Annotated in this window: 16 protein-coding genes; 7 read left to right on the forward strand and 9 right to left on the reverse strand. The window is 66.7% G+C overall.

Annotated features, from left to right (window positions below):
• Positions 1-262 precede the first annotated feature (262 nt).
• Positions 263-2,326 (forward strand): sigma factor-like helix-turn-helix DNA-binding protein, encoded by a 2,064-nt coding sequence (locus ABB25_RS00235; RefSeq protein WP_160319379.1) that lies wholly within the window; start codon positions 263-265, stop codon positions 2,324-2,326.
• A 106-nt stretch (positions 2,327-2,432) separates the two neighbouring features.
• Here ABB25_RS00235 and ABB25_RS00240 read toward each other — a convergent pair whose 3' ends face one another.
• Positions 2,433-2,762 (reverse strand): DUF3817 domain-containing protein, encoded by a 330-nt coding sequence (locus tag ABB25_RS00240; protein ID WP_057661987.1) that lies wholly within the window; start codon positions 2,760-2,762, stop codon positions 2,433-2,435.
• Positions 2,763-2,873: 111 nt separating this feature from the next.
• On the opposite strand from ABB25_RS00240, the gene lplB reads away from it, so the two are divergent.
• Genes lplB through ABB25_RS00255 form a run of 3 tightly spaced genes read left to right on the forward strand, consistent with a single transcriptional unit; the run spans position 2,874 to position 4,332 of the window.
• Positions 2,874-3,167: a lipoate-protein ligase small subunit gene (gene lplB, locus ABB25_RS00245; RefSeq protein WP_057661989.1), complete on the forward strand. Its 294-nt coding sequence runs from the start codon at positions 2,874-2,876 to the stop codon at positions 3,165-3,167.
• The gene (locus tag ABB25_RS00250) at positions 3,164-3,940 is read left to right on the forward strand and encodes a lipoate--protein ligase family protein (protein WP_057661992.1); all 777 of its coding nucleotides are present in this window, start codon (positions 3,164-3,166) and stop codon (positions 3,938-3,940) included. Before lplB ends, ABB25_RS00250 begins: the two co-directional genes overlap by 4 nt.
• 59 nt (positions 3,941-3,999) lie before the next feature.
• The gene (locus ABB25_RS00255) at positions 4,000-4,332 is read left to right on the forward strand and encodes an ASCH domain-containing protein (RefSeq protein ID WP_152980840.1); all 333 of its coding nucleotides are present in this window, start codon (positions 4,000-4,002) and stop codon (positions 4,330-4,332) included.
• A gap of 10 nt (positions 4,333-4,342) precedes the next feature.
• Here ABB25_RS00255 and ABB25_RS00260 read toward each other — a convergent pair whose 3' ends face one another.
• Both ABB25_RS00260 and ABB25_RS00265 read right to left on the reverse strand, forming a co-directional pair.
• On the reverse strand, positions 4,343-5,593 hold the full coding sequence (locus tag ABB25_RS00260) for a DEAD/DEAH box helicase (RefSeq protein ID WP_057661999.1): 1,251 nt from the start codon (positions 5,591-5,593) through the stop codon (positions 4,343-4,345).
• Between the two features lie 160 nt (positions 5,594-5,753).
• Positions 5,754-6,386, reverse strand: coding sequence for a YiiX/YebB-like N1pC/P60 family cysteine hydrolase (locus ABB25_RS00265; protein WP_083488018.1), 633 nt, complete (start codon positions 6,384-6,386; stop codon positions 5,754-5,756).
• A 195-nt stretch (positions 6,387-6,581) separates the two neighbouring features.
• Between ABB25_RS00265 and ABB25_RS00270 the strand changes: the two genes are divergently transcribed.
• Positions 6,582-7,535, forward strand: a complete 954-nt coding sequence (locus ABB25_RS00270; protein ID WP_057662037.1) for a cation diffusion facilitator family transporter — start codon at positions 6,582-6,584, stop codon at positions 7,533-7,535.
• 201 nt (positions 7,536-7,736) lie between these two features.
• On the opposite strand, the gene ABB25_RS14810 is transcribed toward ABB25_RS00270, so the two are convergent.
• The 3 genes from ABB25_RS14810 to ABB25_RS00280 all read right to left on the reverse strand — a co-directional run bounded on the left by ABB25_RS14810 (position 7,737) and on the right by ABB25_RS00280 (position 10,735).
• Complete coding sequence (locus ABB25_RS14810) at positions 7,737-7,880, reverse strand: hypothetical protein (RefSeq protein WP_169787794.1); 144 nt, start codon at positions 7,878-7,880, stop codon at positions 7,737-7,739.
• 156 nt (positions 7,881-8,036) lie between these two features.
• Positions 8,037-9,509, reverse strand: coding sequence for an MFS transporter (locus tag ABB25_RS00275; RefSeq protein ID WP_057662004.1), 1,473 nt, complete (start codon positions 9,507-9,509; stop codon positions 8,037-8,039).
• On the reverse strand, positions 9,506-10,735 hold the full coding sequence (locus ABB25_RS00280; RefSeq protein WP_057662010.1) for an amidohydrolase: 1,230 nt from the start codon (positions 10,733-10,735) through the stop codon (positions 9,506-9,508). The genes ABB25_RS00275 and ABB25_RS00280 overlap by 4 nt, the downstream gene beginning before the upstream one ends.
• 476 nt (positions 10,736-11,211) lie before the next feature.
• Here ABB25_RS00280 and ABB25_RS00290 point away from each other — a divergent pair, with 476 nt between their 5' ends.
• Positions 11,212-12,537 carry an OmpA family protein gene (locus tag ABB25_RS00290; protein ID WP_057662017.1) on the forward strand — a complete coding sequence of 442 codons (1,326 nt, stop codon included), beginning with the start codon at positions 11,212-11,214 and terminating at the stop codon, positions 12,535-12,537.
• Between the two features lie 293 nt (positions 12,538-12,830).
• On the forward strand, positions 12,831-13,445 hold the full coding sequence (locus ABB25_RS00295) for an alpha-ketoglutarate-dependent dioxygenase AlkB family protein (RefSeq protein WP_244477715.1): 615 nt from the start codon (positions 12,831-12,833) through the stop codon (positions 13,443-13,445).
• Positions 13,446-13,786: 341 nt separating this feature from the next.
• Here ABB25_RS00295 and ABB25_RS14990 read toward each other — a convergent pair whose 3' ends face one another.
• The 3 genes from ABB25_RS14990 to ABB25_RS00305 form a co-directional block, all read right to left on the reverse strand.
• Complete coding sequence (locus ABB25_RS14990; RefSeq protein ID WP_152980842.1) at positions 13,787-14,152, reverse strand: excalibur calcium-binding domain-containing protein; 366 nt, start codon at positions 14,150-14,152, stop codon at positions 13,787-13,789.
• A 547-nt stretch (positions 14,153-14,699) separates the two neighbouring features.
• Positions 14,700-15,392 carry a hypothetical protein gene (locus tag ABB25_RS00300; RefSeq protein WP_338062022.1) on the reverse strand — a complete coding sequence of 231 codons (693 nt, stop codon included), beginning with the start codon at positions 15,390-15,392 and terminating at the stop codon, positions 14,700-14,702.
• 148 nt (positions 15,393-15,540) lie between these two features.
• On the reverse strand, positions 15,541-15,807 hold the full coding sequence (locus tag ABB25_RS00305; RefSeq protein WP_057662023.1) for a hypothetical protein: 267 nt from the start codon (positions 15,805-15,807) through the stop codon (positions 15,541-15,543).
• Between the last annotated feature and the right edge of the window lie 311 nt (positions 15,808-16,118).

Here is a 16,118-nt window from a genome sequence, read left to right on the forward strand (position 1 = left end):
CAACCGCGCCAGCCCGGACGAACTTCGCATTGCATTACGGCCCATCACCCACCTCCTACGCTTGGAAGTCTGGCCCCTTGTACTCCCTCCACCGCCGCAATGCGAGGTGCACTGCAGCGAAATCGGGCCGGTTACTGGACATTTCCTTGACAATGGGCGAACACTAGAGCCTGCCCGCTGTACTTTGCCGGTTGTGGCGGCAAGAGCACAGCACGCTGTTGGGCCCCGCCTTTCCGCATAGAGGAACGCCCGGATGCCGGTGTTGAGCGCGTACGTCCATTCGCTGTTTGCTGGTGGCCATGTGGCCAACCGTCAAGCCGCACAGCCTGATGATTGGCAGGCTGCCCTGGAGGCAGCCTACGCCGAAGGGGCGCGTCATGTGCTGCTGGATGCGGGCTTTGATGCTTTGGCCGACGACGCCGTGCAAGCCTTGCTTCACGGCCTGCCGCCAGGCATCTACCTGACCGCCGCGGCCCTGCATGTGCGCCCGAGCGGCTGGTGGCCGCAGGTCGGCCTGGTGGACGGCGCCCCGCATCTGTTCCGCGCCGACCTGCCCCACCCGGTGGGCAGCGGCAGCGGGCCGGCCCCGCTGCCGGTACAAAGACGCCGCGGCCGCCCGCGCAAGCACCCGCTGCCCACCGGCCTGGCTCCGGCCGCGGCCGAAGCGCAGCCGGCCGATCTGAACCATTACCTGGAGCAGGCCTGGGCACGCCTGGGCGAGCATGATCGCGACATCCTGCATGCACGGCTGGGCATTGATGGCCAACCGCGGACACTGGAACAGATTGCCCAGCTGCGGGTGCCCGAAGTCAGCCGCGAGCGCATCCGCCAGCTCGAACAGCGCGCGCTGAAGACCCTGCGGGAGTTACCCGCCAGCGCCCACCTGCTGCGCCGCCTGCGCGCGCTGATCCGCTCGGACCAGCCGCTGCTGGCGTTGCCGCAGCTGCACCAGCGCGACCCCTGGTTTGACCAGCACAACACCCAGCAGCCCTGGTTTGAAAAGCTGCTGCGGGCGCTGGCCGAGGGGGAGATCGACACCATCGAGCACGAAGGCCAGTCGATCCTGGTGCCGTTCCCGCTGGCCCATTGGCAGCATTGCGTGCAGCAGGCGCGCAGCCTGCTGCTCAAGCTCAGCCACGAAGACTGCCTGCTCAACCAGGCCCAGGAACAGGTCGGCCACCTGCTGGAAGAACGCCATGCCGCGTTCCGGCCACTGCTGTGGCAGGCGGCCGGCGGCGACCAGGCGCAGACCGCGACCGGGCCCGATGGCCAGTTGCGGATCGTGGCGATGGGCCAGGGGGCCAAGGAACTGGTCAAGGTGGTGCTGTTCGAGGCCAACGAGCCGCTGCACCGCGACCAGGTGGTGCAGCTGGTGCGTGCGCTGACCCAGCGCGAGATCTCGGACATGTCCATCACCAATGCCCTGCCCGATGTCGGGGTGCTGATGGCGCGCGGCCATTACGGCCTGCGCCGCCACCTGCCCTACAGCGACGAGCAGATCGAGGCACTGGTCGAAGCGGCCGAATCACTGGTGCTCAGTGCCCCGGTGGCCCGGCAGTGGAGTACCGAGGAAATCTGCCGCGCGGTACGCGATGAAGGCCTGTTCGAGGGCGAACTGGACCCCTACCTGCTCGGCGCCTGCCTGCGCCTGCACGGCACCCGCCTGATCGACCTGAAGAAAGGCGTCTGGGAACCAGCCGACGGCGCCCTGGGCGGGCGGATCATGATCCGCGACTTCATCGTCGAGCTGCTGCAGGAAATGGGCCGGCCGTTGAGCACCGAAGAACTCAAGAATGCCCTGCGCGAGCGCCGTGGGCTGGCCGCCACCTTCCAGATCCAGCCGCGTGATCCGCTGGTGCGGCTGGGCAAGGCGGTGTGGGGGCTGATCGACCGCGACCTGCCGGTACCGGTGGGCTCGCTCGGCCCGTATGTCGACGCGCTGCAGGCCCAGCTCAAACGCAGCGGCGAAGGGCTGCATGTCAGCGAGGTGATCCGGGTACTGGGCCAGGCCGGGCTGGATGTGGGCTGGGTGGAAGACCCGGAACTGTTCTTTGCGCTGGCCCAGCGCCGCAACCAGATGCGGGTCACTCCGGCCCGTTACCTGGTACTGAGCGAGTGGCCTGACGAGCGCCGGCTCACGCCGACCGCGGCGATCCGCCAAGCGGTGGCCGACGACCCGATGCGCCCGGCCGCGGCGATTGCCGCCGACGCTTCGGCGCGCGCCCGCCGCGAGATCGGTGTCGATGCGGTGCGTTACATCCTCAACAACTGCGACTACACCTACGACCGCAACAGCGGCGGCTGGAGCCAGGTGGCCATCAGCTGAAGCGCACTGCCCGCTGGCCTGTCCACACCGACGGCCAGGCCACTGGCCCTGCAGCCGGCGCTGGCAGCCACCGGCCACACCCGCGCGAACAATAGGGCAGCGACAGTCAGCCCCGCGGGCTGAGCAGGCCGATGCGGCGGAACCAGATTTCCAGCGGCACCGTCACCAGCGGCGGCACCGCTGCCAGCACGCCGAGCAGCAACGCCCACAGCGGCCAGCGCTGGCGCACCCCGGTCATCACCGTGACCACGACATAGACCAGGAAGGCCAGCCCGTGCGCGCGGCCGAACAGCGACACCAGGCTCAGGCCCAGGTCCACCGACGCGGTCTGGTACTTGAAGAACATCCCGACCAGCAGCCCGGCCCAGGTGATCGCCTCCAGAAAAGCGGCGACAACAAAGGCTTTGCCAATCGGGGATAACGCAGGTGCAGACATCGGCCGGACTCCTTGGGGAGCCGCATTGTAGGGGCTGTACCGGCATGGCTGCATTGCCTGCCCGGGCGATCGGCGCGACCATGCGCACCTGCGCAGTGAAGGAGTGGACCGATGCACGGTGAATACAAGGTGCCTGGCGGCAAGCTGGTGGTGGTCGATCTGGCCGTCAACGAGGGCCGGCTTGCCCAGGTGCAGGTCAGTGGTGATTTCTTCATCGAGCCGGACACGGCCCTGGAGCAGATCAACCAGGCACTGGAAGGCCTGGCGGCCAACAGCAGCGAGCAGGCGATCAGCGCGGCCATCACCGCCGCCTTGCCGCCCCGGGTGCAGCTGTATGGCATCACCGCCGAAGGCGTGGCGGTGGCCGTACGGCGGGCGCTGGCCAGCACGGAGCCGGCGGCATGAACGGCGAGCGCTTTGCCGGGCACGCCTGGCAGCTGATCCATCTGCCGGCGCAATCGCCGGCGCTGCACATGGCCCTGGACGAGGTCCTGACCGACGAGGTGGCCGCCGGCCGCCGCGGGCCGACCCTGCGGGTCTGGGAATGGGCCAGCCCGGCGGTGGTGATGGGCCGCTTCCAGTCACTGCGCAACGAGGTGGACATGGCCGCGGCGCAACGCCACGGGATCGAGGTGGTGCGGCGGATCAGCGGCGGCGGCGCGATGTTCATCGAGCCGGGCAACACCATCACCTATTCGATCTACGCCCCGGAGGCGATGGTGGCCGGGCTGGATTTCCAGCAGTCCTACGCCTTGATGGACAGCTGGGTGATCCAGGCGCTGGGCGAGCTGGGCATCGCCGCCAGCTACCAGCCCCTGAACGACATCACCTCGCCGGCCGGCAAGATTGCCGGTGCCGCCCAGGCCCGCCGCGGCAAGGCAGTGCTGCACCATGTGACCATGGCCTACGACATCGATGCCGACAAGATGCTCGATGTGCTGCGCATCGGCCGCGAGAAGCTCTCCGACAAGGGCACCACCAGTGCCGGCAAGCGGGTGGACCCGCTGCGCAGCCAGACCGGGCTGAGCCGGGCGCAGGTGATCGAACGGATGATCGCCACCTTCGCCGGCCAATACCGGCTGCAACCCGGGCAGCTGCTGGCGCACGAACTGGACAGGGCGCAGGCGCTGGTCGAGCAGAAATTCGCCACGCCGCAATGGACGGCCATCGTGCCCTGAGCCGACGGCCGTTGTCGGCCCAGCGGCAGCAACGCCGCGCCGCCACCCAGGGAAAAACCATGGTTGCCACCGATGCCAACGCCAGCGCGCTACCGATACTGGGCTTTGCCGAGCCGGTGTTTGCTGCCGGCCGCAATACCAGCGTGCGCCGCGGCACCCGCTGGCTCGGGGTGATGCGGGTGCGCCTGCAGCTGGCCGATGGCCAGCTCTCGGCCGCGCTGCCGCTGCAGACCCGGCTGTGCCGGTTTGACCAGCTCAGTGATGCCGAGCTGGCCTTCGAGCATGACCCGGCCTGCCGCACGCGCGCCGGCCTGCTGGCCACGCTGCAGCGCCACTACCCCGGCTTTGCTCCCGGGGAGTGGGTCACCGTCTGTGATTTCTGGCTGGACTGACGCGCCGGGCTTATTGCCCGGCGGCCTGCGCCGCACGCAGCCGGTCCTTCTTGCTGGGACGCTTGCCCTTGATGCCACCGTTGTCAGCGCCGGCCGCTGGCGTGCCGGCGGCGGTGGGCGCTGTGGCCTGCGGCTCGAAACCGGCCACCACCTCGCGCGGCAGCTGCAGCCGGTGGCGCTTTTCGATCAGGCGCAGGTGCGCCTGGTTGGCCTCGGTGAGCAGGCTGATCGCCATCCCCTGGGTACCGGCGCGGCCGCTGCGGCCAATCCGGTGCAGGTAATCGTCGGTGCTGCGCGGCAGGTCGTAATTGATCACCAGCGGCAGGCCGGCAATGTCGATGCCGCGCGCGGCGACATCGGTGGCCACCAGCCACTTCACCCGGCCCTCGGCAAACCCCTGCAGCACCCGCGCGCGCCGGCCCTGCCCCAGGTCCCCGTGCAGGGCCTCGGCCTGGAAGCCGGCCTTGGCCAGTTTCTGCGCCAGGTTCTCGCTGCTGCGCTGGCTGGCGACAAACACCAGCACCTGTTCCCAGCCCTCCTGGCGGGTCAGGTGCTGCAACAGCGGGTTGCGCCGGTGCTCGTCCACGCAGATCACCCGCTGCACGATCGCCGGCGCCTGGCCCGGGGCATCGAGCTGGACCTGCAACGGCTCGCGCAGGCTGGCACGGGCCAGCGCACTGGTGTCCTCGGGGAAGGTGGCCGAGAACAGCAGGGTCTGGCGGCTGCGCGGCAACAGCCGCAGCAGCTGCTGCATCTGCTCGCCGAAGCCCAGGTCAAGCAGACGGTCGGCCTCGTCCAGCACCAGCGCATGCACCCCGTCGAGCAGCAAGGCGTTGTGGTCGAGCAGGTCGAGCAGACGGCCGGGCGTGGCCACCAGTACATCGGCACCGCCGCGCAGGGCCAGCATCTGCGGGTTGATCGACACCCCGCCGATGGCCACCACCACCTTCGGTGGACGCGGCAGGCCACGGCCGTACTCGGTGAACACTCCGGCGACCTGCTCGGCCAGCTCGCGCGTGGGCACCAGCACCAGCTGGCGCACGGTGCGCGAGCCGCGCTGGCCATCGCCGATCAGCTGCTGCAGCAGCGGCAGCACATAGGCCAGGGTCTTGCCCGAACCGGTCGGTGCCTGCGCCTGGATATCGCGCCCGGCCAGCCCGGCCGGCAGCACCTGCGCCTGCACCGGGGTGGGTTCGGTAATGCCGGCAGCGTGGAGGGCGGCAAGCAACGGCGGGCACAGGCCCAGGGATTCAAAAGACATGGCAATAGGCAAAAGCGCCGCAACCGGCGGCATCACGCCGCACAGTGTAAGCGCCGGCTGCCAGCCCGGGCGGCCTGGGCGGTCCTGCGAGGCGGGAACCCGGCCGCGGCCTGGCTGCCGACGCCTGATGGCCAGTGCCCCGGCAGCGCCGGCGGCCGGCTCAGTGCAGCACCTGCCCCAGCGGCTGCAGGTCCGGATCGCGCGCCATGTCGTTGGGGTTGCTGCCGGGCACATCCTGCGGCACGTCCATGCCGTGGCCGGCGTAGAACTGCACCCACCAGTCAGCTATCACGCCGGTGCGCGGGTTGCGGAAGTTCATCGGCTGCAGCGCAAAAATGCCGTGTGCACGGAAGGCACGCTCGATGAAATCCGAGCAGTACAGGCTGTCCTCGTCCGGCACATAGGTGGCGTTGTACGGCTTGCCGAGCAGGCGCCGGGCCTGGTCCAGGCCATCGGCAATCACCTGCGGGTCGGCATCGCGCAGGCGGTAGGCATCGACCTGGCGCTGCTTCTCCCCCGCCTCGCGCAGGAACACCGCCAGCGGCTGCTCGCGCGAGCCGAGCTGGTCGGCATGCAGCACCTGGGCCTGTTCACCGCTGCCGGCCACCAGGGCGACATGGTCGTAACTGACCTGGCCGGCGCGGGCGGTGGCATCGTCAATCGCCCCGCTCAGGCCGTTCTGGCTGGCAGTGACAAACAACAGGTCGCCGGGCTGCAACTGCAGCGCAGTGACGCCCTGGGCCAGCGCCGGCCCCGCCAGCAACCAAGCGGCCAACAATACGATCCAGCGCATCGGCACTACCTCCGGCAACAAAGCCGCTGATTATGCCTGCCGCGCCCGGCCGCCGCCTGCTGCGGGCAGTGCCACCGGATGAACCAGCCGCCGCGTACCGGCGGGCCGGTTTTCGGCGATGCTGTAGCGTTTCCCGCACCGCAGCGCCCTGCTGCCGGCCGCGCGGGGATCACCCGCTTGAGGATGGACCTGGGCATGACACCGATATCGCAGCTGTTTGACCTCACCGATGAGCGCGGGGTGCTGCGCACCTCGATTGCCGCCACCTCGCTGATCGCCGTGCTCGGGATCGGGTTCGGGTTGTATTCGGGCTCGTTCTCGATCGTGTTTGACGGGGTGTATTCGCTGATTGATGCCGGCATGAGCCTGCTGTCGTTGATGGCGGTCAACCTGATCACCGCCTATGCCCATTCCAAGGGGCTGTCACGCAAGCTGCGCGAACGCTTCTCGATGGGCTTCTGGCACCTGGAGCCGCTGATCCTGGGCCTCAACGGCACCTTGCTGATCAGCGCGGCGCTGTATGCGCTGGTGACCGCCGTCGGCAGCCTGCTGGCGGGCGGGCGTGAGCTGCAGTTCGGCTGGGCGATGAGCTATGCCGCAGTGACCCTGGCCATCTGCCTGGTGGTGGCGGTGGTCGAAGCGCGCGCCAACCGCAAGATCCGCTCCGACTTCGTACGCCTGGACGTGCAGGGCTGGGTGATGTCGGCCTGCATCACCAGCGCGCTGCTGCTGGCCTTCATCGTCGGCGATGCGCTGCAGGGCACGCGCTGGCAGTGGCTCACCCCGTACATCGACCCGGCAGTGCTGGCGGTGGTCTGCCTGGTGATCCTGCCGCTGCCGGTGAAGGTGGTACGCAAGGCATTGGGCGAGATCCTGCTGATCACCCCGCCCGAGCTCAAGGCGCATGTCGACAAGGTGGCCAGAGAGTTCGTCAACAAGCACGGCTTTCTGTACCACCGCGCCTATGTCGCCCAGGTCGGGCGCTCGAAGGAGGTGGAACTGTTTTTCATCGTCCCGGCCGACTCGCCGCCGCGCACGATCGCGCAATGGGATGCGCTGCGCGAGGAGGTCGGCGAGTTGATCGGCGATGAGGGCCCGGACCGCTGGCTGACCATCCTGTTCACCGCTGACCCGGAATGGGCCGAATGAGCCAGCCGGCCGGCAACACCGCCGCTCCCGCCGGCTCCTGCAGCGCAGGCGCTCGGGCAGCGGTTGATCAGCACCCCTCGGGCGCACGGCCGGGCGGGCCGAACCAGCGGCAAGCAGCCTGCTTCCGGCCAAAACAGACAAGCCGGCGCAGGCCGGCTTGTGCAGGTGGAGCCTCCAGGGCCCCGGAGCCAACAGGCAGGTTCAGCCCTCCTGGGCATCCTCGGTGGCCGGCACGGCCCGCCCCTGTTCGCGTGTCGCCTGCTTGCGGGCGAGCTTCTCGTCCTTCTTTTTCTTGGCGGCCAGCTCACGCTGGCGCTTTTCGAAGGAGTAATTGGGTTTGGCCACAATGGGGCTCGCAGGTCAGACAAGTGACCTGCAGTGTACCTGCCCGGGCCGATCCCTGCGCCGGGCACGTTCAGCAAGCGGCGCCGGCCGTTGGGGTGTGCCGATGACGGCCGGGTGTCATCGCGCGGGCACCGCGGCCGGCCCCGCTGTGCGGCGCTAGCCGCGTTTGCCCTGGCGCGGGATGAAGATGCTGATCGAGACCAGCGCGGCGATCGCCATCAGCGCATTGAACGCCAGCCCGACCATGCCGGCCTCGCGGACGGCCACGTTGTCCTGGCGGCCGGTGAACTCGATCACCGTGCCGATCACCTGCAGCCCGGATTCGGACAGCGCGGTAAAGATCGCCGCCGAGGCCGCCACACCGAACGCCGCGCCCAGCGAGGAGGCCATCTTGTAGATGCCCGAGCCCGAACCGGCCTGGTCATCGGGCAGGTTGGTCAGCGCCGCATCGGTGGACGGGGTGGCATAGAAGGCCAGGCCCAGGCCGAACAGCGAATAGGCCACCACCGCCAGCACCGTGTACTGCCACTGCAGGGTGTGGGTGGCCATCAGCAGCCCGATCGAGAGCAGTACGATCAGCGTGCCCCACAGCATCGGCTTGCGCGGGCCGAAGCGCTGCAGCAGTTTTTCACCGACGCGGATGAAGGCGATGATGAACACCGCATAGCCCACCGTGAGGTAGCCGGCAGTGGCCGCCGACATCCCGGCCGCGCCCTGCAGCACCCACAGCGATACGGTCAGCGCGCCGGCGGTGCCGTTGATCAGGAAGTTGGAGATGGTCGCGCCGGTGAACACGCTGTTCTTGAACAGCTTGAAGTCCACCAGCGGATTGGACGAGTGCAGCTCGGTGTTGACGAACACCCCGAAGGCAAGCAGGAACAGCGCCAGCAGGCCCCAGGTGAGCAGGTTGCCCCAGCCCAGGCTGGAGCCCTGGGTGACCACGATCAGTAGCGCGGCCAGGCCAACGGCCATCGACACGATACCCGTCCAGTCGGTCCTGCCACCGCGGCCAGCCAGCGGAGCCGATTCGGGGATCTGCCGCATCAGCGCGATCGAGGCCACCGAAACCAGCGCGCACAGGATGAAGATCGAGCGCCAGCCCAGCATGGTGGAGGCCATGAAACCGCCGAAGATCGCGGTCAGCCCGGAGCCACCCCACGAGCCGATCGACCACATCGACACCGCCCGCTGGCGCTGCTTGCCATCCCAGTAGACCTTCAGCAGCGCCATCGTCGAGGGCATGATCGAACCGGCCGCCAGGCCCTGCAGCACACGGCCGAGCAGGATCATCGGGGTGGCCGCCGCATCGACGGCAAAGGCGATCAGCAGCGAACCGACGATGTTGAGCAGGTTGCCCAGCAGCACGATGCGGACCCGGCCAAAGCGGTCACCCAGGCCACCGAGCACGACGATGAACATGCCCGAGAACAACGCCGAGATCGAAATGGCAATGTTCATCACCGGCATCGGCATGCCGACATCGGTGGCCATCAGCGGGCCGATGTTCATCGTGGTCTGGGCAAACAGCCAGAAAGTGACCACCGCCAGCACGATGCCCAGCAGGGCCGAATCATTGCCGGTGAAGCCGGCACTGGCCGGGCGGGCCGGGGATGGCTTGCGGGCGTTCATTGCACACCTCCAATCAGCCAGGGGGAGGCTGCGACGATGATCGCCTCCACCCCGCGGTCCAGCGTCGGCTGCAGGTCCGGGGCAAAGAACGGTGAATGGTTGCCGGGCGCCTGTTTCCAGTCGGCAAAGCCGCCCAGGCCCCAGTAGCTGTACGGGCAACCGAACGCATCGGGGATGATCGAAAAATCCTCCGAGGCCGGCACCGGTGCCATCTCGACCGAGTCCTCACCGAAGTAGGCATCAAAAGCCGCGCGCACCCGTGCGGTGGGTTCGGCGTGGTTGTGGGTCAGCGGGTAGCGGTCGTAGTAGCGGAACTGCGGTGGCCGCGGCGAGCGCGCGGCCTCGCATTCGGCCCGCACGATGCGCTCGATCGCCTCGTGCAGGTGCGCCTCCACCGCCTTGTCGAAGGCGCGGGTGTTGAGCTGCAGCACCGCCGAGTCGGGAATGATGTTGGACTTGCTGCCGGCATGGAAACTGCCGACGGTGACCACCGCGGTCTCACGCGGGGCGACCTCGCGCGCGACGATGGTCTGCAGCCGGGTCACGATCGCCGCACCGAGCACGATCGGGTCCACCCCCAGGTTGGGCATCGAACCGTGCGAGCCCTTGCCGTACAGGGTGATTTCCACCGAGGCCGCAGCCGAGAACAAGGCGCCGCTGCGGATGCCGACCGCGCCGCCGGGCAGCGTGCCAAGCACATGCTGGCCCAGGTAAACATCCGGTTTGGGCAGTTTGTCGACGATGCCGGCATCGACCATCGCCTGGGCGCCGGCGGCGTTTTCCTCCCCCGGCTGGAAGACGGCCAGGAAGGTGCCTGACCAGTCCTGGCGGTGGTCCTGCAGCGCCTTGGCCGCGCCGAGCAGGCAGACGATATGCACGTCATGCCCGCAGGTATGCGCCACCGGGGTCTGCTGGCCGGTGGCCTCGTCGAGCTGGGTCACCCCGGTGGCGGCGTAATCCTTGCCCGACTGCTCGGCCATCGGCAGCGCATCGATGTCGCCGCGCATGGCTACCACCGGGCCAGGGCCGTTGTTGATCACCCCGACCACGCCGGTCTTGCCGATGCGCAGCACCTCGATCCCGTACGACCGCAGCTCGGCTTCGATGCGCTCGGCGGTGCGGTATTCCTGCAGCGACAGCTCGGGGTGGCGATGGAAGTCCTGGTACAGCGCCTCACGCGTCTGCCGGCTTGCCGCCAGGTCAGACAGGATATTCTGGATCGTCATGGACAGCTCCCGACAGCAAGGGGAAAGCAGATGGACCAGCCGGTGCTTACGCTACTAGATGCGCCCATGGCTGATAGCACGCCTATTGTTTACAACGCGTATCCAAAACGCCAGGCCCGGGGCAGTGGGTTGGCTTCGTGGGCCGGCAGGATCCCCGGCCTCAAGGCCCGCCGCGCCACACCCCAGGGCGACTGCAGGTGGCGCCGTTGCCATCGGTGTTGCTGTTGTGGGCACGGGCAGACGCCGCCAGCCGCCAGCCGCCAGCCGCCAGCCGGGGGTAATCCAGTCTGGCGGACAGGCTGCCGGCGATGGCGCCGTTGATCCAGCTGCGGCGAACCGCAGCCGCATGTTTTCCAGGTGAATGACGCATCATCGCCACTTAACGCTGGTGCCAGCCTGGAATGCTTTGCTGACGCCCAAGCAGCAGCCGGGTACCAGCGCGCCGCTCTGGCCAGTGCTGCCGCATCGGAGGAGTCATGTTCGACGCACTCATACGTGAGGCCGCCGAGCGTTTTGGCCTTGGTGACAAAGCCAGGACATTCGTGGGCCTGCTGATCGGCCTGATCTTCGACAAGGACCGCGGTGGCTTCCAGGGGCTGCAACGCCGGTTTGCCGCCGCCGAGCTGGAAGGCCTGTTTGCCTCCTGGGTCGACGCCACGGCCGCTGACAACGTGTTCCAACCGGACCAGTTCAGCGCGGTGATCGGCAATGACCAGGTGACCCGCATCGCCCAGCGCCTGGGCGTGCCCAACGCGGCGGTCACCATCGCCGGTGCCACCCTGCTGCCCAAGCTGGTGGGCCTGCTTACCCGCGGTGGCAACCTTCCCGGCAGCCCACCGGCCGCAGCCGCCGCGCTGATGGGCGATGACCCGGCGCCACTGCGCAGCTATCCACCGGTGGCCAAAAGCGGCGGTATCGGCTGGCTGAAATGGCTGATCGCGCTGCTGCTGATCATCGCCGCGGTGTTGCTGGTACGCAGCTGCAACAAGGAAGACGCAGTGGTTGCCCCGCCACCGACGCCGGCCGTCGTCACCCCGCCCGCGCCACCGGCCGTACAGGCCAATCCACGCTTTACCCTGGAAACTGCCGGTGGCAAGGTCAGCGTCAGCGGGCAGTTGGCCAGCGATACCGAAAAGACCCGGCTGTGGGACGCGCTGGTGGCCACCTTCGGCCAGGGCAATGTCAGCGGGGACATCGGCGTGGATCCGGCCACCCTGCCGGCCGGCTGGATCGACAGGCTGATCACCGCCCTGCCCGCGCTCAAGAGCGATGGCCTGAAGCTCGGATTGGACGGTAACAGGCTCAGCATCGACAGCAGCGGACTCAGCGATGACCAGCGCTTTGCACTCAGCGACGAGCTGCGCGGGCTGTTCAGTGGCTACCCGATCAGCGGCCTTTGGGACCGTGCCACGGCCGCACTGGCGGGCTTGAAGCACGGCTTCAGCGACGATGAGCTGGTCAGGGCGCTGAACCTGATGAACATCTACTTCGACACCGGCTCGGCCACGATCACAGCCGACAGCCAGGAAACCCTGGCCGCGGCCGCCGCTGCGATCAAGCAGGCCGCAGCCGGGACCCGGATCGAAGTGGGTGGGCATACCGACAACACCGGCGATGCCGCTGCCAACCTGACCCTGAGCCAGCAGCGCGCCGATGCGGTGGCTGCCCGCCTGGGCGAGCTGGGGGTTGCCAACGGAATCCTCAGCGCCAAGGGCTATGGCCAGGACAGGCCCCGTGCGGACAACAGCAGCGAGGAAGGAAGGGCGCAGAACCGCCGCATCGAGTTCAGCGTGGTGCGCTGAGCCCGTGCTTCGCTGGGCAAACCCGACAGGCCGGCCAGCAGGCCGGCTTGTCGCCTTTACGGCGCACCGCCTCCGGTGTAGCCCCAGTCGCAAAATCACCAGGCCAGAAGTACCCGCCAGCCTGACCAGCCCGGCCCCCCCCCGGCATACACGCCAATGCTCCGCACTGGCCGCAACGGCCACACAACCCATGCCGGCACCTGCGCTGTCCTGATGGGCCAACGCCAGGAAACCTGGGCCCTTTTTACACCTACACTTCCGGCGCGGTTTTCCCATCCCTTGCTGCGTACACCGTGAACCACGACCTGTTTGCCCCCGCCCAGTCCTTCGAGCGCCTGCCCCTGCCCGATGCGGAGGTAATGCTGCTCCGCCAGCTGGCACTGCCCGGCCCGGCCGAGGCCCTGCTGCAGCAACTGATCGAACAGATTGCGTGGCGGCAGGAGGAGATCGAACTCTGGGGCAAACGCTACCTGCAGCCACGCCTGATCGCCTGGCATGGCGATGTGGGCCGCAGCTATCGCTACTCCGGCCTGGCATTGGAGCCACAGCCGTGGACGCCGCTGCTGCAAGCGCTGCGCCACGCCGTGGAAACCGCCTGCGGCGACGTGTTCAACAGCGTGCTGCTGAACTACTACCGCAACGGACGCGACAGCATGGGGATGCACAGCGACGACGAGCCCGAGCTGGGAGAACAGCCGCTGATTGCCTCGCTCAGCCTGGGTGAACCCAGAAACCTGATCTTCAAGCACAAGCGGATCAGCACCCTGGCACCGGTGCAGGTACCACTGCCATCGGGCAGCCTGCTGCTGATGAAGGGCGACACCCAGCGCTACTGGAAGCACGGCATCGCCAAGTCCAACCGCCCGCTGGGCCCACGCGTGAACCTGACCTTCCGGCAGATCCTGTGACTGCGCAGGCGATGCAGCTGCGGGCCTCCGCAGGATCACAGCGGACCATGGCATTGCCGCCGCCCGTCAATGGGGACGCAGGGAGCGATGCCGGCGGAACTTGGTACTGGCATCGCAACCGGCGTCCGGGAGAAACCGCAGGATCAGGCCTGATCGATAGCGACTCCTGCCAACTGCCTTGGCTGCACTGCAGGCCACCATCCACGCCATGGTCCAGGACAGAACCCTGCGCCTCAGCGGTATCCGCCTGGCCATTGACCACGCAAACAAAAGGCCAAGGTCGGATAAGTGAACCTGGATTGGCCCGTGTTTTACATCGATACGACACAAAGCAGGAGCACTCAGCGCCGCCCACGATAAGGCTCGCAACCAATACCGTCGTTATCGCGATCCAGATGCTGGCCATAGCCCGGATCACCCCTGCGTACCGGCGCCGCACCCGCCGCACGGGCTTCATCGCAGTTCCGGAATACCCCACCACTGCGCCCCCTAGCAGCGGCAGCCGGTGCAAATCCCAGTGACGATGAGCGCAGCGAAGCCGCGCCGGATGAACCACCACCGCCATCGCCACCGCCGCGATGGCAGTGATACCCCCCATTCTTGCGATCGTTGTGACACCCCTCGCGGTTCAAACCGCCGGGATGGGCAACCACTGGCAGAAAAACCACCATCAAAACCGTCCCCCAAAACCACCTGGTACCTGCCATCACGCTGGAATCCCCCGACACAGCCAAGGGGTGTTTTCTCACACTGCTGGCGGCAGATCAAAACCCACGGGCAATCGAACGGGGGAAACAGCGGATTACCAGCCGCAGCGAACCAGGAAGACGATCAGGACGACGGGGAACAAATGACGCGCATGGCGCTTGCTGGCAGCATTCCCTGTGCCAAGCGAGCAGCGACGAAGAACTGGCTACCATCCGCGCCACACTCCAGCAACAACGCGCCTTGGGCAGCACCTTCTTGCAGGCCATGGCCCACGACAGGACCCGAGGCTTCGTGTGTGCCCACTTCAGCCTGCCCCCCCAACCAAAAGGCCAGGCCCACCGAGTGAACCTGACCTTGTTCGCCGCAGCCGGCGCTGGAAACTGAGTAAGTGAAACAGATCGCTTGGAGCCATTCCGATCCGGGTCACACCACGGCTTACAAGCCGAACAACATTATCAAAAGAACAGGCTTGCCTCTGACCAGCCTGCCCTCGCAATACAGGCCTGTTCAACCCGGGGCCATCAGCTCGCTCGCCACCATCGCGGGTTACCGCTCAACTGCGATTGCGCTCGGCTCATCGCTTTCATTTACCCTGGCAGATATCTGGCTTTGGGCAAAATCCGGGAAGGTATCGGCGATGGAATCCTTGTCGGGCAGGATATAAAAAATACCGCCACGCTCGAAGGTTGCACGGACAACCTGCTCATAGAAGCCGGGTTCGACGTTGATGCAGCCATGGGTGACGCGATTGTCGTCGGGCGTTGGCGATGCAAGGCGCTCAGTACGCCGCTCGGCAGGGGTTCCGGTGGCAGTCGGATGGATGGAAACGGCCGATTCGTAATCCACCCACAGCACACGCCCGGCATCAATTGACGGCCCATAGCCACCAATGAAGCGGCCGGCCGGCGTGGTACGGTCACGGCCGGGAATTTCGCGCAATGCCAGCCCCGCTATGCCCGGTGCAGTGTGATCACCGACTGCCGATCCGAACAAACCCGGTGCCGCGCCTCGCAGGCGTCCATCGCCACCAAATACCAGGACCTGTGCGGCAGCCTTGTCGATGACGGCAAACGGATAACCGTGATTATCCTTGGATGCAACCACCCAACCGGCCAGGTCAACCAGCGTCTGGGATATTTCCTGTTCGGGCGGCAACTGGTCAACCGGATACAGGGGTTGTTCGACATCGTCCCGGGCATGGGCCGAACCCACAATGGCCATGGCAAGCGCCAGCGCCAGGGTGCTGCAGGAAGACCGAATCGCAGATTTTCTAGAGGTAAAAATAAGACGATTCCTTCAGATCAAATACCGGGCTGACAAAAGGAACCGGTGGCCAGCAAAGCCACCGATTCCGGGTGTACTTTTCCTGACGCGCAAATGAGATGGATCAGCCGCGCGGCGTGCGGGTCGGTGCCCGTTCCAGCTGTTGCACACGCCCTTCAATCTGGTCCAGGCGCTGGTTGGCCCGCTGTGCGGATTGGTTGGCGGCATCAGCGCTCTGTGCAGCGCCCTGCACCTTCGCATCGATCTGGTCCAGGCGCGTATTCACCCTTGCAAACTCTTCTTTGTAGGCGCAACCGGAAAAGCTGACGGCGGCAATCATCGCCACACTGAACAGGCGTGCTTTGGTCAGATGGGAGGTGGAAAGAGACATAACGGTGCTCCTTTGCTTGGGGATTGGCGAATATAGCGGCGTTCTTTCCAAAGGCGGATGCATTCGTTTTGCTTCGATTTCGCTACATGAACTTGAAATGAATTTTTCCCTTCCAAAAAAACAACACGGCCATCACAAAATCAAAAACTCGTTGTTTCTCCTACGTGAAAAACAACAAACCCCTACCCAATTAAATACAAAAAAATAACAATTGTACCGACGCTGCCAGCAGACATACGCCAACGGGGAAACCCCTTCTTTCCACCAGAAAAACGGCATCCACAGCGGCAAACGCGCTGCCCCTCCCACCC

Source organism: Stenotrophomonas koreensis (assembly GCF_001431525.1).
Classification (GTDB): domain Bacteria; phylum Pseudomonadota; class Gammaproteobacteria; order Xanthomonadales; family Xanthomonadaceae; genus Stenotrophomonas; species Stenotrophomonas koreensis.

Coding starts and splice junctions, on each gene's coding strand:
- ABB25_RS00305 (WP_057662023.1), bottom strand. CDS start 15,807: ATGTCTCTTTCCACCTCCCATCTGACCAAAGCACGCCTGTTCAGTGTG.
- ABB25_RS00255 (WP_152980840.1), top strand. CDS start 4,000: ATGGTTGCCACCGATGCCAACGCCAGCGCGCTACCGATACTGGGCTTT.
- ABB25_RS00275 (WP_057662004.1), bottom strand. CDS start 9,509: ATGAACGCCCGCAAGCCATCCCCGGCCCGCCCGGCCAGTGCCGGCTTC.
- ABB25_RS00280 (WP_057662010.1), bottom strand. CDS start 10,735: ATGACGATCCAGAATATCCTGTCTGACCTGGCGGCAAGCCGGCAGACG.
- ABB25_RS00290 (WP_057662017.1), top strand. CDS start 11,212: ATGTTCGACGCACTCATACGTGAGGCCGCCGAGCGTTTTGGCCTTGGT.
- ABB25_RS00260 (WP_057661999.1), bottom strand. CDS start 5,593: ATGTCTTTTGAATCCCTGGGCCTGTGCCCGCCGTTGCTTGCCGCCCTC.
- ABB25_RS14990 (WP_152980842.1), bottom strand. CDS start 14,152: ATGGCAGGTACCAGGTGGTTTTGGGGGACGGTTTTGATGGTGGTTTTT.
- ABB25_RS00265 (WP_083488018.1), bottom strand. CDS start 6,386: ATGCGCTGGATCGTATTGTTGGCCGCTTGGTTGCTGGCGGGGCCGGCG.
- ABB25_RS00270 (WP_057662037.1), top strand. CDS start 6,582: ATGACACCGATATCGCAGCTGTTTGACCTCACCGATGAGCGCGGGGTG.
- lplB (WP_057661989.1), top strand. CDS start 2,874: ATGCACGGTGAATACAAGGTGCCTGGCGGCAAGCTGGTGGTGGTCGAT.
- ABB25_RS00240 (WP_057661987.1), bottom strand. CDS start 2,762: ATGTCTGCACCTGCGTTATCCCCGATTGGCAAAGCCTTTGTTGTCGCC.
- ABB25_RS00250 (WP_057661992.1), top strand. CDS start 3,164: ATGAACGGCGAGCGCTTTGCCGGGCACGCCTGGCAGCTGATCCATCTG.